Below are 16704 nucleotides of genomic sequence, written 5' to 3'. Positions count from 1 at the left end.
ATCCTACAAGCCTAAGAGAATTTTTTAACATCCTAGCCGGTCTGTGCCTGCAACAGCGCCTGCGCCAGGGTATCCAGGGCAATGTCCAGGTTGGGCTGCCCATTGAACGTGTGGCTCAGTCGCAGATGCTGGTGATGCAGGCCACTGAGGCTGAACAATTCACCAGGGGCGATCACGACCTGCTGGGCTACTGCACGCTGGAATACCTGGCGCATGTCCACCGCCGCCACCGACTGCAACCAGAAACTGGCCCCGGCGATGGGCATTCGATAGGTCACGCGCCCTTCCAGGCGCATATCCAGGCGTTCACTCATGGCCGCGGCCTGTTCCCGCAAGCGTTGACGCAATGCCCCCAGGTGCTGGTCCAGCCGCCCGCTTTGGTACAGGCGCGCAATCGCATGCTGGCGCATCGACGACAGGCGAAACGCGCGCAACAGGAACTGGCGCTGCAACTCGCTGGCCAGATGACGAGACAGCACATACCCGAAGGGCGCCTCCGGGCCGAGCATTTTCTCGAACGACGAGAACACGATCAGCCGCTCAGGGTTGATCAGGTCACGCATTGCTCTCTGGCGTGGCGCGAAGCACAGCTCACCAAAACAATCATTCTCCAGCAACCAACAGCCAGATTGGTCCAACAGGCTCGCCAGTCGTAGCTGATCATAGGCAGGCAGGGCGTGGCCCGAAGGCATGCTGACCACCGACGACAGCAGCACCAGGTGCACCGATTCGTGGCGCAGCCAGTGCTCGAACAACGCCAGGTCCGGGCTGCCATCGGCCTGCCAGGGCCATTCGACGACCCGTACGCCAGCAGCCTGCAACAAGCGCAGGATCAAGTAATCGCAGGGGGATTCGACCACGACCGTCTTACCCTTCAGGCCCAGCACCTCGATCAGGATCTCCAGTACCCCGCGCAGGTCCGCACCGATATAGACGTCATCCGCCTGCCAGCAGCGCGTCGGCGACGAGGTATAACGGGCCGCCAGCGCCGCGCGCAGCTCCCACACCCCGCACGGTTGCGACCAGGGTTGCAGGTGGCGCGGATGCAGGCGCACCAGTTGGCGCTCGAGCGTCAGCAAGACGCTATCCAGCGAGCCCAGCAGCGTCGGCTCATCGCCGCTGAGCACGCTCATCCCGGGTCGCCGCGCGGCGGCATATAAGCGCTCGAGCAGGTCGCCTCCCACCGCCATCAGCGGGTTAGCCGTTACGGGCCAGGCGAAATAGCCCGATTTGGCCACCGAGTAGACCCGGCCCTCCTTTTCCAGCAGCGAGTAGGCGTACTGGATCGTCGAGATCGACACATTCAGGCGCGTCGACAATTGCCGCAGGGACGGCAGTTTGGCCGGGGTATCCAGGCTGACTTCGTTGATAAGGTTGATCATGTAGCGGTATACCGCCTGGTAGGCAAAGTCCGCCTGCCGCTCACCACGCAGGGTCATTGCCACGCACCCGGACCAATACGCCAGCGCACGGACTCAACGCCCGGAGAACTGAAAGGCTTGCGCCTCGGCATGCGTACCGCGCCGCCCCCGCGCATGCCCGGCCTCCAGGGGCCGCTTGCGGTACAGATGCTGCAACAAGGACAACGGCAAGCCACTGGCGTCAATGACCCACTGCAACAGCATATCGGCGACGGGTTTGCCTTGAAGCGCCTTGTGCAATTCGGGGAGCGCCACCAGCATGCCCGGATGGCATTGGCGCAGGTAACCTTCCAATCGCTCGCCATGGTGAATGAAGGGCGAAAACAGCAGGCAGGTCAATTGGCTCTCATCCAGGCCAAAGAACGCCTGGGCATAGGCCGTTGACAGGGCACGACCGTCCCCCGTCGGCGCTTGCGCGATCAAGTGTTCGGGAATCTGCCGGCTACACATGTAATCCTGCGCCTGCCGGAGAAACGCCTCCACCCCATCCTCATAGGCAAGATCGCGCAGACACTCGGCCTGCAAACCTCGCAGATGGGCCATCAGCAAAGGGTTCGGGTAAGTGGGATGGCTGAAGTGGACACCGAATGGATCAGGCCTATAGCTCAAAAACTCGGTAAGCAACGGCGCTGTGGCCGGGTTCATGCCATTGAGCAAGTCGGCAATCCCGATATACGCCAGATGGCGGTGCCCGCCCCGACCGGGACTTTCCGGGGGCGTGTATTGGTCGCCGTAGAGATCCTGGTAACAGCCGTTGCTCCACTCTTCCATGCAGGCAAACAGACGGTTGAGCGACGAGGGGCTGCCGGGGGGAATGACGACACCCGCCGCCAGCGCATTCTTTTTCAGCCAGGCCAGGTACTGGCCCTGCTTGCGCGGGGAGTCGCCGCTGACCAAGGCATGCACGCCTGCGTTCCAACTGGTGACGCGCGGGTAGAAATCCGCCAGGGCCAGGTAAGTGTCATTGCACAGCGTGGCGCGAACATCCCCGGAGGTCATGTGCCCCACCATCACCCTATTGCGCTGACTTACGGCGGTGCCAGCACTGGAGGGCGGGCGTTGGTGGTTGAAAGGCAGCACTTCCTGATTTTCCACCATCAACAACTCCACCCGGGGGTCGTCATGGAAAAACAACATGCCGTAGCCATGATGCAAGGTATCGAGCGTGGCCTGGGTCATGCCCGTATGCCGCAAGGTGGCAACCCGTAGCTGGAACGTCCCGGGGGCGCGAACGGCGATACTCAGTTGCGCCGCACGCAACAGCGCCAGGGTGTAGCTGCTGACCTCGCCACCCCCATGGGCCACCATGATCTTGTATTGCCCCACTTGCTCCATGCCGCCGGCCGCCACGACGATTCGCTGAATAAGCAATTGAAGTGCTGTACGTTCGGCACGCGTAAAGTGCCCGATTAAACGTTGCAGAACTTGATGATAAACATAGTTCATGGCTTGTTCGTGAATAGAGCTCATCGTTCTACTACCTGAGTTGAAGTATCAGTTTCAAGCAACTATTGAGCATATTTGCTCGACTTATTACATATGTAGACGCGTGGTCCATCGCGCGGTATGACGTTGGATAAACTTTAGCACGCTGCAACAAAGTCCCAGGGCTTGCCAATTACGCACCCGTCGCGCCCTTCTTCCCTGAAACCCTTGCACCAAGGCCCTGATTAGGCCCTAGGAACGCTCTGACAGCGTCCTACACTGGCTTATCCGGAAAACTAAAGAAGTTTCCGACAACTATAATTTATCCGACTAAATGAATTGTTCTTGAAAGAGCGGGGATCGCCTGCCGGGACACCCACGATCTTCCTCATCGGTAAACGTCGAGAAGTTCCAGCTTCATACATTTGATGCGCAAATGTCAGATATTCAATCATTGCTCAATCCTTGAGATGACAGTGAAGACACAATTATCAGTGCTGGAATAATGATTAACAGATACAGAACAGGACGAGAAATCCGTTCAGATGGTAAATGGGTACGGCGAAGCTGACGCAAACGTAAAGATGCCGCACTGGGATTCAGGGCGGCATTCGGGAGAAAGGTCGGGTTTTGCGGGACGATGTGCCTGAACGATGGCTCAACCCTCGCGCGGGTTAAGCCCTGACAAATGGCACATTTGCCTCATTCATCCAGACGACCGAGCATTCATTTGCGAATACTCCTACAGCTCAAACAGCTTAAACCTGCAATGCAACACGCTCTCGGCACGGGCATTCGTCCATATAGCGGTGCGCTTCGACGAACTGGTTGAATGGAAACACCGTGGTTTTGAGGGGCACCAGCACACGGTCGGCGGTCAACTGGTTGATATCACGCAATGCTCGTTGCAGCGCAACCTGGTCCTGGATGATGCCCAGCTCCGGTTTACCCGTGAAGTTGCCGATGCAATGTACAAAGAACTGAATGTTCTTCTGGAACGCGGCACACGCTGGGAAGGGTGTCTGGTTGCCACCTTGCAAGCCGTACAGCACCAGGCTGCCACGCGGAGCCAGTACATCGCCGAGCAGCGACATTTGTGGGCCACCCAAGCCATCGAACACAACGTCGACACCGCGGTTGTCGGTGATCTTGTTGACCTGCATGAGCAGGTCCTGTTCTTCGGTGACGATGACCTTTTCGGCGCCAAGGGACAGCAGGTACTCGCGCTCAGCGCTGTCCTTGGTCGCGGCAATCACCCGAACACCCAAGGCTTTGCCCAGTTGCACGAAGGACGGACCGGCACAGTGGCTGGCGTCAGTCACCAGTGCAAACTGGCCGGGTTTGACCCGCGCCAGGTCGACATAGGCAAAGTAGGCAATCAACAGCGGCGTGTAGTGCACGCTGGCTTCGATCGGGCTCAAGACATCCGGATAACGGGTCAGGGCGGTGCGTGGCAAGACGATCTGTTCGCCATACACCGGATAATCATTGGGGCTCTCGGCCGGAAAACTGGCCACCTTATCGCCCACGGCCAAATCATCCACGCCGTCACCGAGCGCCACCACAACACCCGCCATTTCATGGCCAAGGCCAGACGGCAGGCGTGCATGGGAGGATGCCAGGTTCTGGCGCCACAAAATGTCATACCAACTGATGCCAATCGCCTCGACACGCACCTGCACTTCGCCCGGTGCAGGCTGCGCGGCTGCATGCTCTTCGCATTTGAGCACCTCGGCCGGACCAAACTTGTGAAAACGGATCGTGCGGGACATCGCAAACCTCGTCAAAGTAACCTCTATTGCCACGAACTCTATCTGGGCTTTCCGGGTAAGACCACCGGTCGCCGTTAATAGTCGACATGTCTGCCATTGATTCCGCATCTGAGGAATAACCCTCAAGTATCGTAGGAAAACTCAATTAGCCGATGCAGAGTACCAGCCTTTCCCCGTAAGATTCATGCCGGTCATGCTTCCAAATAGAACCCAAGGGCTCTATATGGCCGCTCTCGTCAAGTTTGCTGACTCTTCCAGGACACAAGATGAACCGTAACGACCTGCGTCGTGTCGACCTGAACCTCTTGATCGTATTCGAAACCTTGATGCACGAGCGCAGTGTGACCCGCGCGGCCGAGAAATTGTTCCTGGGCCAACCGGCCATCAGCGCAGCATTATCGCGCCTGCGCGGCCTGTTCGACGACCCGCTGTTCGTGCGTACCGGGCGCAGCATGGAGCCATCGGCCCGCGCCGTGGAAATCTTCGCCCTGCTCTCCCCGGCCCTGGACTCTATTTCCACCGCCGTCAGCCGCGCCGCCGAGTTCGACCCGGCCACCAGCACCGCCGTGTTCCGCATCGGCCTGTCCGACGACGTCGAGTTCGCCCTGCTTCCGCAATTGCTCAAGCGCCTGCGTGCCGAAGCCCCTGGCATCGTGCTGGTGGTACGCCGCGTCAACTACATCCTGATGCCAGGCCTGCTGGCTTCCGGAGAAATCTCCATCGGCGTCAGCTACACCGCCGACTTGCCGGCCAACGCCAAGCGCAAGGTGCTGCGCCGCAGCCTGCCCAAACTGCTGCGCGCTGACAGCGTACCCGGCGCCCTCAGCCTGGACGACTTCTGCGCCCGCCCCCATGCGCTGGTGTCGTTTGCCGGCGACTTGAGCGGGTTTATCGATGAAGAGCTGGAGAAGCTCGATCGCAAACGCCATGTGGTGCTGGCCGTACCGCAGTTCAATGGCTTGGGTACGTTGCTGGCGGGGACCGATATTGTCGCCATCGTGCCGGACTACGCCGCCGAAGCACTGACCGCCGCGGGCGGCTTGCGGGCTGAGGAACCGCCGTTGCCGGTGCGCTCGTTTGAGTTGCATATGGCCTGGCGGGGATCGCAGGACAATGATCCGGGGGAGCGGTGGTTGCGGTCGAGGATTCAGATGTTTTTTGGCGACCCTGAGAGTCTTTAGGCGTCGTCGGGCAGGCTGTTCATCTGATCATTTTTGCCTTTCCACAAACCATGGAGCTCCATTCACTTCCGGTGGATTGCTACATTGGGGGCACATCTGAGGGCATGCTTTGGATGGTTTGAAAAGGATGCCCCCACTGCCCGCAATCCTGCCTAAGCATCAGTGTGTCGCTAAGCGCCAAGAGAACTTTAGCGACATCATCGGTGCACTATTTCCGGCTGGAGCACCCCCGCTACAGGCATGCGCACTACCCAAGGGAATCGTTTGGGATCGGCCTGTTCGTACTGATTGACCTCCAGGCGAGGGAGATTCCGCTTGTCATACAGCATGCCTAGCCGCAATGCCAGGCTTGCAGGGGCAGCCAGAAACAAAGTTATTTCTGTAACGCCTTTTCGAACCAAGGAAATCACTGTATCGAGAAACAGCTGAGCGAGTTGTTGTTTCAACTCGGACCAATGCGTGTCGGTACCACGGCCTTCCAGATCCATCCGGATAATGGGCGTTACTGCCTCAGTGATCTGCACATCAACATCCAAAACATCGTACGAAGCGGACACACAGAGCGCCACGCGGGTCGCCCCTGCTTGCAAGGTATCCAAGCCTGCCACCACAAAGCGTTTACCGTCATCATCAACGGTCAACCCACGCCTGGCACGCAGTAGCCGATCCCAGTCCATGATGACCGTGTTTGACTCGTCGACGACGATCACTCCGAGGAGAAAAAGCAATGGCACCGGTGCAAGCCCACCGAGCACAAACGATATATCGGATCGATCCAACCCATCGCAACGTCGTGCAATGTCATCAGGCAGGCTTGAAATTCGACGTACTGCAGCCTCTGGGCTCACGATCTGTCCGTCTACAATTCCTTGCCTCAAGTCGATGATCACCTGCTCACGGCGACCGAGTATTGATGAGGGAACTGCTGAAGCCAGAGGTTGACCTTGCCAATCTCTCAACCCTCTGGCCTTGATCACGATGACCTTCTTACGGCTCTCTCGGCGGATATCACGAACGACCAGCCATCCACCTAGCAATACAATCACACAAGCTCTCGCGAACACACCCCAACTCAATGCACCGGAGCTTCCAGAGGTATCCCAGCTAAAGTTAAACGGCACCTGGGAAGTTGGAATCGTAATGCCGACTGTCAGTCCTACGAGCACCAGACCAAAGAGGGGCACGCCTACTCGAATCAGTGTGACGCCCGGCAAACATCGCCTGAAGACCCAATCGATAAGCGATTTAATGAAGTAATTTATCACTATCTATGCTCCAGAATGACAACCGGTGATGGGCTAAAATGGCGACGAAACAAGGTGCAAGAACATGAGATCTTCCGCCACCATTGCAGCCGAACGATCAGCAGTACCGCAAAATCGATACCGCGCTCACCGTTGACAAGATCGACCATAGACTCAACGTCCTGAGCACTAGGCGTCACCGGGAATCGAGGGTGCGAATGCCACTCACCCAAGTAGTTGAAGCGATCATATTGATGCCCGGTTTCGCAGAAGAACGCATTCATGCCTCGGCATGGGCTTCCGAGCTCCGGACGAAATGCGCTTGCCCTCCCGTCTGGCTGTCAATCATCAAGTCAACAACTCGGAAATGACCGGGCTCAATCTGCTCCCCCATCAACACACTGCCAATCTCTCGACTACCCGCCGCTCTGAGCGCCTTTCGCAACTGCTCCTTGACGCTATCCGCAAATTCAACTTGCATCGTTGGCTTTTGGTAGAAGGTCTGCGAAGAATTCCTTGAAGGCCTCAACGTCGCCATCATGTACCTCCATGCTCCGACCATCGGTTGGGCCAAGATCGATCGGCCTAACATCGAATGGCGCCGTAAAGAGCCATCTTCCAGACAGGCCAATCAAATAAGCGGAGTATGGGAAGATCGTCGCTTCGGGACGAGCAAGTAGGTCAGTGGCAAAGCGAGACGGGTGCGCAGCAATCACAGTGACGTCTTCTTGGACTTCTAAGGCCGGGATGGAGATGGTCTGGACCTTAGAGCATCTTATGATTGTTCGCCGAAATGGCTTTCTGCCACTTCTCTTTTCCCCTAATTGCTAAGATTATGGGCGGCGTGGCGATATGCCATCCGATTTAACGCTGCCAGCATCCAGAGGACGGACGATGAAAATCATATTCGTGCACGGCACGGGCGTTCGTTTGCCCGCATTCGAAGCCACCTTCAATACGGTCAAGGCTCATGTGGCGCACTTTCTGCCCGCTGCATCCGTGACGGGTTGTTATTGGGGCGACCATGGCAGTGATATCGGCAAGGGCTTGTCGGTGCCGCTGTATGACCAGGCCAGGGCCATCAACCAGCAAACGCCCGAAGACGAAGCCCTCGCCGAATGGGCACTGTTGTACGACGATCCGCTGGTCGAGTTGCGGTTGCTGGCCGCCAGGACGAGTGGTGACATAGCCTTCGACGGCTTCGGCGACAGCCCGGTGATTAAAGTGCGCAAGGCACTGGCCGAACTGCGGAATGCAATCGACACTGGCACCTGGCCCCCCGTGCCCGGCAAGGTCGACGGTAGCGCCGTCGCTGCGATAGAAGCGATCGATAACTTACCGGAACTCGATAGCGCAATCGCCGAGGGCGTCCAGTTCGGCAAGAACAGCGGCAAGGGGCTCGACCCTCTCATCGAGTTGCTGGCCCGGGCCGTGACAGCAGGTTGGGTGCAGGCGCAAATGACTACGGGGTCACCCGTGGTTCCGTCCACCACCCGCGACGCGCTGCAACTGGCGGCCTTCCACCTCATGGGAGGAAGCGGCGCTCAGGTCAGAGGAGTGGTCGGCGATATCGTCAGCTTCGTGACCAAGCCGTTACGCACCTTCCTTGGCGCAGTTGTTGCCGACCCGGTGCTTCAGGTCGCCGCTTGGGGCGGACGGACCTATCGCCACAGCATCGCCAATGCAGCGACGCCTGCCGTTGGCGACATCCTGCTCTACCAGGCCCGGGGCGAAACAATTCGCTCGATCATCGCCAAGGCGGTTGCAGACGCGGGTGAGACGCCAGTGGTGCTGCTAGCCCACAGCCTGGGTGGCATCGCTTGCATCGATCTGTTGATCTCGTCGCCGCCACCTCAGGTCAAGGCCGTGATCACCGCCGGCTCCCAAGCACCGTTTCTGTACGAGATCGGCGCGTTAACCCAACTCCAGCAACCCGCCGCATTGCCGGGCCATATGCCCAGTTGGCTGAACATCTACGATCGTGACGACCTGCTGTCCTTCAAGGCAGAGGCCATCTTGGGCAACGGCGCCAGGGTCAGTGACTGCGAAATCCGCAGCCATCAACCCTTCCCTGCATCGCATAGCACCTACTGGGACAACGTCGAGGTCTGGAAGCGGATCGCCGGATTCCTGGAAACCCTTGGCACATGAAGCTCGGCTCGGCAGCGAATACCTACGCTATCGTGGTCGGTATCGAGTGCTACCGACAAGCCGGCTGGACGCTCAACGGCCCGGCGATGGATGCGCTGCGCATGGCCAACTGGCTGCTGGAAAAAGGCGTCCTCCCAGGCAACATGAAGGTCTTGATCAACGAGGACACCGACATCAGCGAAGCGCTGGGCGAGCAACGCGAGCAGTTGAAGGCCTGTTTGCGCGACGCAGGCGTCGAACTGCGACAGAACCCCACACGCCAAGAACTGGACGACATCCTGGAGCCCCAGAACCTGCTCACACCGGACGGTGTCGGCGTGAAAACCTTGGTCCTTTACCTGGGCGGTCATGGCCTGTGGGAAGGTGGAGAAGCACCAAAGCGCTACCTGGTTACTGCCGATGCCTCCGAGCGCCAATGCCACGTGGTGAACCTGACAGGGATTGCCAACCGGTTCGCCTACTACACCGGCGCGAACCGCTTCCACCGCCAGTGGATCATCCAGGACATCTGCGCGACCCTGCCGGGAGGCCTCCCCCTGAAATGCCTGGCCATTCAAGATTCACCAAGGACGGTGCCTGATAGCCATCAATATATCTTCAACGCCGCACGTCCCGGCCAATCGGCCGGCAACGATCAAGTACGACAGACCGGGGGGTTTTCCTCCGCCCTCATGAAGGCCCTTGCAGGCCAGGACACATTGGAAGGGCTGAATATCGAAGAGGTGCGCAAGGCGATGGACGCCTCTCCCTGGGCTCTCAACAACCGGATGTCCGTCTCCTATCGCGATCACAACATGGAGGAGCAGTCGCAAGTCTTGGGTTCCCTCGCCACCGACCAAGGCGCTCTGGCGGAACTGGAACGGATACTCGGCACAAGCCAAGGGATGACCACGGATTTTATCCAGGCCATCTCCCGACGGTTCCGGCGCGGAACATCAGAGCGCCCGACCCGCCCCCTGTCGCTGCTGCAGTTGCTGGACGGACTGGTCGCCCCCGAGGATTGCGGGCTGACGAACATTGAACAGTTCGCGATCCACCTGCATTCGGTGATGGTCCAGCTCAAGGAGAACTGCGGCAGCACGAATTGGGACGCCGACATCGAGAAGGTCTTTAACTGGATCCTCAAATGGCCCGGCGCTCACGACAGGCCCGCTGTAAACCAGTTGAAGGGCCATTTCGAGAACGAGGCGATGGCAAGAGCAGACCTCATCATCATCGACCTGCGCGGTAGCCAAAACCCAAACGAAACTCGGGTGTGGACGTACTCTAATGACGAGCCCACCGACATGGAGCCCTTCACGACGCCTCAGTCCAGCCTGACCGAACGCCTGCGTAGTGTGCTGGAGCAACTCTGCGCCAGTCCATGCGTGTATCGCACCACCCTGTTCGAAGTCGTGGTGCCGGCGGCGGATCTTTTCCAGCCCTATACCGGCCTTGAGTTCATCCGGGATGAGGTACCCGCGTACCTGGGCCATGGCGAGTCGCTGCTGGCGTTGCGCATTCTGGAGCGCTGGACCGACGAGCGCTGGAATCGTGTGTGGAAACGCCACTGGAAGGACGCCAAGGTCAACAGCGGGCGACCGCCGAAAATGGCCTGGCTCTCCTCCGGCACCGCGATGCCCCGCAGTGACTGGCTTTGGCACGGCACAGCGCACCTAGACACCCAGAGGGCCGACCTCGAGCGGTTGCTCAAGCAAGGCGCAGCCTGTGCCACATGGTGCGAGCCTGCGCATATGGAGCAGGTCACTGCGATCGTGGAAAGCGGGCTGTTTGCCTACCTGCACCAGACCCGCACCGAGTTGGCCACACTCAACGCCCAAGGGCAGCATGGCATTACCTGCATATTTGACAACCCCGACCAGATTCCAGACGGTGCTGGCGGCTTTTCCAGTCGCTTCAAGCAACCCTCCTAAAGGACATGAACATGACCCAGTGGCACATTTTTTCGGGTGAGCGCAAACCTGCGACCGTTACCCTGCCTCCCGCACCACCGTGGCGCACTTTCGTCGAACCGGCCGCCGATCAACTGTACGACTGCGGATCAGTCGAGGATGACGACCGCTACTGGGATCATGCTAGGGCCTACCAGACGCCGCCCGCAATCATCGATGCGATCAACGCCGCCCTGATTCTCCGTCGTCCATTATTGGTCACCGGCCCTCCAGGCACCGGAAAAAGCTCGCTGATCTACCGTATCGCCTACGAACTGAAACTGGGCCCGGTGCTGGTCTGGCCGGTGAATTCGCGCACGACCCTGGAAAATGGCCTGTACGACTACGATGCCATCGGCCGCCTGCGCGACCAGAGCCTGAGCGGCGGCTCGGCGCCGGACATTGGCAAGTACATTCGCCTGCAAGCCCTCGGTACAGCGTTGCTGCCGTCGAAGCGCCCGCGGGCGCTGCTGATCGATGAACTCGACAAGGCAGACCCTGACCTGCCCAACGACCTGCTCAACGCGCTGGAAGAGGGCTGGTTCGAGATCCCAGAGTTGCAGCGAGATGAATGCGAAGAGGTGGAGGTACGGGTCGCATCGTCCGCCAAGGTCATGACAGCACAGGTTGAGAAAGCCAGGATCAGGGGCGGACGGGTGCAGTGCCATGAGTTTCCGTTCATCGTCTTCACCAGCAACGACGAACGGGAGTTCCCTGCGGCATTCTTGCGCCGCTGCATTCGCATCGAATTGCAGGCACCGGATGACAAGGCGCTGACGAAGATCGTCGAAGCACAGATGGGGAGCGAGGCCGCCGCCAAGGTGCAGAAGTACATCTCGGAATTTGCCGAGAACGATACGGTCAGCGCCACCGACCAGCTGCTGAACGCTGCCTACCTGATCCACAAGGTCAACCAGGGCACGCCTGACGAAGCGCAGAAGTTTTACGACCTGCTGACCCGCCCACTGAGCTGACACGACCATGCTCGACACGTTGATAAAGGCGTTGCGCGAAAGTGGCGCGTCGGTGGACAGCGACAGTATCGCCAACACACTGTGGCTGCGAATGGCCATGGGCGCGCATAACGCCGCAGAGAAGCCGCTCGCGCAGCGCCCCAGCGAGCCTGCATGGCAGGAAGACGTGGAGGCGCCCATCGACACGTCTACTAGCACGCCCGCCCTGCCGGCCACGGTCGAGAGCCCGCCTCCAACCTCGCCAGTCGTCGATGACATCCCGCTCGTCCCGACTGCCGCAAGCCCGGTCGCGGGACAGACGGCAGCGCTTGGCGTTCTTCCCTCGCTGCCCGAGCGCGCCGCGTTCAAGCGCGCAGTGAAGCAACTGCGCTCACAACACCGCCAACCTTCGCAACGGCTCGACGAACGGGCGATGGTCCGAAGCGTCGCCGAGGACAGCCTGCAAGCACTGAAGCCGGTGTTCATGCCAGGTTCGCGCCGCTCGCTGCGTCTGAGCCTGATCAGGGAACGCAGCGGCACCAACGCCCTGTGGACGCAGCCGCTAGATGAGCTGGCGGCATTGTTCCATGGCCAGGGCACCTTCAAGTTGCAGCGCGAGTGGTCGCTGGGCGAGCGCGAAGCCGGCGCAGAAGCGCCCATGGCGGTGCTTAGTGAACTCGACCGGCAAGGCCAGCCCATCGGCGTCGAGCGGTCGGCAGAGCGCATCAAATGGTGGCCTGGGGAGATCATCCTGATCGCCAGCGACTTCACCAGCAACGGATGGTGGGACGGCACCTACCTGAAACTGCTGCGCGGCCTGGCGGCGCGCCAGCCGGTTGCGCTGCTGCACACCCTGCCCGGCCGCTTATGGTCACGGACCTGGACCGGCACCCCGGACGCCTCAGTCAGCAGCGCACGGGCATTGGTTCCTGCACGCGCGCTGGATGTCCGCGTACTCCACCTCAGCAACGCTGCGGTACGCGACGATGCCCGGCTGGCCATTCCCTTGGTCGAACTGGCGGTTCAGCCCTTGAGTGCTTGGGCCAGGCTGCTGATGGGGCGCGCAGGGTCGATGGCCGCCATCCTGCTGGATGAGCGTGAACCGGAAGTGCCAGCGGCGGATGAGGTGCAAGAGCAGACGTCGCCTCCTGTGGACGCCAAGCGCCTGGCCATGCAATACCGCATGGCGTCGTCCCCCCTTGCCCGACTACTTGCCCAGCACCTGTCGGTGACCGCACCGCTGAGCTTCCCGGTGATGCGCTGGGTACAGCAGGCGATGCTGCCACACTCGGATACCTCGCATTTGGCCGAATTTGTCCTCGGTGGCTTGCTGAAAGTACAGCCCTCATCCGCTGACACCCCAGCCGATACCCTGACCTACGATTTCATCGAAGGCGTGCGCCCCCTGTTGCAGCAAGGCATGCCCAAGGTCTTGGGGCTGGAGACGCAGTTGCTCGTCGGACGCTATCTGGAACGCATGCATGACAGCACCCTGGACATGCGTGCGGTGGTAGAGACCTGGAGTGACGAACAGTTGCACGAGCTGTCGTCCGAGCACCAAGCATTCGCCATGGTTTCCCGGGGGTTTCTCGAACGGATCGGCCTGCGGCCGCGCGCGACCAGCAGCACAGCGCAAAAACCCGGAAAGCCGACACCAGTACATTCTACGGAGCCCGACCCGGACCAAGGATCACCTGCGCCCAAACCAGCTCCACCCTTGCAGTCCGCACAGAACCAGTGGACACGCACGTTGCGTGAACCGGTCCAGGAACTGCAATGGTCGCCTTTCGATGAAGAACGCCTGGCGATTCGCACCTTCAGCGGGATCGATCTCTGGCGACCGGCCCACGAAACCGACAGCAGGACCCTGCGCCAGCAGAAAAACGTCGCCAGCATCAGAAAACCGACCTTGGTCCTGTACTGGTGGGTGCCGGCAGGGCCTGAGGACGAAGGCGGAAAGCTCGAAGCCATCAAGATGATCGTTCGTCGCCTCAGCGAAGCACTGATGGCGCGCCTGCCGGGTCGTGTCCGGATCAAGCGGCTGCGCAATCCCATCGTGTTGAACAACCGGCGAAATCCGGCTCAGGCCTTGTTGATATTCCAGACGAGCGAGTATTCACGCTGGGCCCATGCCCAACCGCTGCAGTTTACCGCGATAGAACGTTTCAGCGCGCGCAAGAACATCCTCTCCTCTTGCGTGGAGATGGGCGCAAAGCGTTCCGCCCATCCTCTGATCCACAAAACCATTCACCTGAAAGAGCGTGATCTGCAGGCATCTGGGTACCTATCGACTTCTGAGTTCTGGGCGAAGCTGAGTTGGCTGACCAATACACTTTGCAAACGAATACAGCGGTTGTTACCTACGGAGAACGAGCCGATAACGGCCATGACGTGGCTCTCGGAGAACCAGATCGGCATCGCAAGCCATGATGGTGCGGCAACGACAGTGGCCGCATTGAATGTGGGTCGCAAAAGCCTGAGTGGCGACATCGACAGCGGGCTGCTGGCCTTCCATCGTTCGTCAATTCCGTTGACTCACCTGTTCGTCCGTCCCGCACTCGAAACACCTCGCGGGTCTCGAAACGAGCAGCCCGGTGCGGAGCAATTGGTCTGCATGGATGCGCAAGGCTCGACCTACATCAAGCGCGACCGAGAGGATCAAAACGCCCCCCTGAAAGAGGTGATTTCAGGTGAAGGCATCCCACGACGACCGGTCTTTTCACCCTTGGACCGGCGCTGGTGGATCGCAGGAGAGGAACCCCGCTTGCTGTCCCCCAGCACTGCCAGAAAACTCCACCCCCCCGAAGTCCCCCTGCTGTCCATCTGCGACCTGCGCAAGGAGGACAACGTGCATACCTTGTTGCATGACCAGATATTTGCCGGCTGGACGCTGGATGACTCCGTCTTCGCCATTACCGCGGCAGGCTTCCTGCACCAGGGTTCGATCCATGATATGCGGGTTTCCAACCGCACGTCGCAGCCGTTGCTCGACCGGCAACCCCGGTACCTTAACGGCATCTTGCGAGAGGCGGCGGCAAGCGCCGATGGCCATCGCTTCGCCACGTTGACTGCGTATGGACGTCTGGACCTATGGGACACCCTGAGCATGACCCGACTGAACAGCTGGCAGGTCATCACCGCGCTCGCCGAGGTCAGGCATGTGAGGCTGGGACTTTCGGCGACCGGGCAACGCATCGCGTTCAGCGATGGCAGGACGGTGAGGGTGTTCGAGGAGCCACTGTCGGCCATTAGCGACAGTCGCTGGATGCGTCAGGTCCTGTGGGTCGACGATCGGCCGGGTAACAACGAGTGGGAGCGCCACGCTCTGGCCTCCCAACAAGTGCGCTGCACCTTGGCGCTGTCCACCGACGAGGCCTTGGAGACGCTTGAGAAGCGCCGTTTTGCCGTGATCATTTCCGATATGGGCCGTAGGGAGGGATCGGCTGAAGGCTATGTCTTGCTCAAGGCCCTGCGCGAAGCAGGCAACCTGACCCCTTATTTCATCTACGCCAGCTCAGATCTGCCTGAACACCACGATCTGGCGCTGCAGAATGGCGCTCAAGGGTCCACGAGCAAGTCGGACAAACTGCTGCGGTGGGTCATGGAGTGCATCGATGGCCCCAGCGTCAAAGCGTAAGTGCCCTGATGCCCACAGCGCTGTCAGCTACTAGCTCTCGATCAGCCCTCCAGCCCCGCGTTTAACTGCTCGCTATGAAGGGTGAAGTTCATTTCGTTCAACAGTATCGGCTCAGGCGGATTTCACGCCGGCTTCGGCGCGCCCAGCAAGTGCCGTGGCCGTTGCAGGCCAGCGCGACATAAACGTTCGGTCGTAACTCGCAGAAGAACGGAATCACGCTCCAGAAGTACGATACTCGCCTGTTCAGCTGCGGCCATCGGCAGGTCAGGGTGCCGTAGGGGAAAATCGACAGCATGCGCCCCAGAAGTAAGTTGAAATAAGCACCGGGTGGATAGTTGGCGAGAATCAGCTGGTTGATAAAGGGGGCAAAACTGGGGGCACGATTCGATTTTTTCGGGTGATAACTACCGTCCTAGAGCCCAGTCAAAATGTTTTTCGGCGATCCTGAGAGTCTCTAGGCGTCGTCGGGCAGGCTGTTCATCTGATCATTTTTGCCTTTCCACAAACCATGGAGCTCCATCCACTTCCAGTGGATTGGTACATTGGGGGCACATCTGAGGGCATGCTTTGGATGTTTTGAAAAGGATGCCCTCAGTCTAAGGCTCAACAGTTCCGTTCTCGAAAAGTCTCCCCGGCGTCGTTCCCAGCCGCCGTGAGCGCTAGTCGATAACTTCAGTTAATAGCTGAGAACCTCCATACGAGAAGAAGTGAGGAGTCGTGTGATCGACAATGATGGTAGCGCACCATCATTCGGCCAAGACGACAGCGGCACGTGATCGTTTCCAACGATGCCGAGGGCCAGCAGGACACTGCATCAGGGCGCCCCTACGCCACCCCGTGGCACCTATGCCCTGCAGGAGGGATCCGGCAAGTTCGCTCAAGCGCTGGAAATAATCCGCCACTGCCGGCAACCACGGATGCTCGAACGGCGTGTCGAACCAGCGATTAACCGAGCGTCCCACAGGAATATCCGCCTGGGTATATGGTCC

The 16704-nt window shown here is 59.6% G+C and carries 11 protein-coding genes and 1 pseudogene; 5 read left to right on the top strand and 7 right to left on the bottom strand.

Features of this window, described 5'->3' with window-relative positions; translation table 11 throughout:
* Positions 1-32: 32 nt before the first annotated feature.
* From QU606_RS18475 to QU606_RS18465, 3 genes are all read right to left on the bottom strand, one after another.
* On the bottom strand, positions 33-1439 hold the full coding sequence (locus tag QU606_RS18475; RefSeq protein ID WP_304997299.1) for a PLP-dependent aminotransferase family protein: 1407 nt from the start codon (positions 1437-1439) through the stop codon (positions 33-35).
* A 36-nt stretch (positions 1440-1475) separates the two neighbouring features.
* Positions 1476-2891, bottom strand: a complete 1416-nt coding sequence (locus QU606_RS18470; protein ID WP_304997298.1) for a hypothetical protein — start codon at positions 2889-2891, stop codon at positions 1476-1478.
* A gap of 713 nt (positions 2892-3604) precedes the next feature.
* Positions 3605-4618 carry a zinc-dependent alcohol dehydrogenase family protein gene (locus tag QU606_RS18465; RefSeq protein WP_024075599.1) on the bottom strand — a complete coding sequence of 338 codons (1014 nt, stop codon included), beginning with the start codon at positions 4616-4618 and terminating at the stop codon, positions 3605-3607.
* A gap of 266 nt (positions 4619-4884) precedes the next feature.
* On the opposite strand from QU606_RS18465, the gene QU606_RS18460 reads away from it, so the two are divergent.
* Entirely contained in the window at positions 4885-5799 is a 915-nt protein-coding gene (locus tag QU606_RS18460) for a LysR substrate-binding domain-containing protein (protein WP_024075600.1), read from the top strand.
* 197 nt (positions 5800-5996) lie between these two features.
* Here QU606_RS18460 and QU606_RS18455 read toward each other — a convergent pair whose 3' ends face one another.
* From QU606_RS18455 to QU606_RS18445, 3 genes are read right to left on the bottom strand one after another with little or no spacing between them, the layout of a single operon-like run.
* The gene (locus QU606_RS18455; protein ID WP_024075601.1) at positions 5997-7064 is read right to left on the bottom strand and encodes an SAVED domain-containing protein; all 1068 of its coding nucleotides are present in this window, start codon (positions 7062-7064) and stop codon (positions 5997-5999) included.
* Positions 7064-7327 (bottom strand): Mov34/MPN/PAD-1 family protein, encoded by a 264-nt coding sequence (locus tag QU606_RS18450; protein WP_227496797.1) that lies wholly within the window; start codon positions 7325-7327, stop codon positions 7064-7066. Before QU606_RS18450 ends, QU606_RS18455 begins: the two co-directional genes overlap by 1 nt.
* Complete coding sequence (locus QU606_RS18445; protein WP_236645983.1) at positions 7324-7584, bottom strand: hypothetical protein; 261 nt, start codon at positions 7582-7584, stop codon at positions 7324-7326. Before QU606_RS18445 ends, QU606_RS18450 begins: the two co-directional genes overlap by 4 nt.
* Before the next feature lie 353 nt (positions 7585-7937).
* Between QU606_RS18445 and QU606_RS18440 the strand changes: the two genes are divergently transcribed.
* From QU606_RS18440 to QU606_RS18425, 4 genes are read left to right on the top strand one after another with little or no spacing between them, the layout of a single operon-like run.
* Complete coding sequence (locus QU606_RS18440) at positions 7938-9194, top strand: hypothetical protein (RefSeq protein ID WP_017530618.1); 1257 nt, start codon at positions 7938-7940, stop codon at positions 9192-9194.
* Positions 9191-11107: a caspase family protein gene (locus QU606_RS18435; protein ID WP_017530617.1), complete on the top strand. Its 1917-nt coding sequence runs from the start codon at positions 9191-9193 to the stop codon at positions 11105-11107. Before QU606_RS18440 ends, QU606_RS18435 begins: the two co-directional genes overlap by 4 nt.
* Before the next feature lie 11 nt (positions 11108-11118).
* Positions 11119-12099, top strand: coding sequence for a MoxR family ATPase (locus QU606_RS18430; RefSeq protein WP_017530616.1), 981 nt, complete (start codon positions 11119-11121; stop codon positions 12097-12099).
* Positions 12100-12106: 7 nt separating this feature from the next.
* Positions 12107-15715, top strand: coding sequence for a response regulator (locus QU606_RS18425; protein ID WP_304997297.1), 3609 nt, complete (start codon positions 12107-12109; stop codon positions 15713-15715).
* 836 nt (positions 15716-16551) lie between these two features.
* Here QU606_RS18425 and QU606_RS18420 read toward each other — a convergent pair.
* Positions 16552-16698, bottom strand: a pseudogene (locus QU606_RS18420) (glutathione S-transferase); the annotation flags it as partial.
* Between the last annotated feature and the right edge of the window lie 6 nt (positions 16699-16704).

The organism is Pseudomonas sp. OVF7 (assembly GCF_030644265.1).
Lineage (GTDB): Bacteria > Pseudomonadota > Gammaproteobacteria > Pseudomonadales > Pseudomonadaceae > Aquipseudomonas > Aquipseudomonas gorinensis.
The sequence above is the reverse complement of the archived record's forward strand: the minus strand, read 5'-3'. Positions and strand labels throughout refer to the sequence as shown.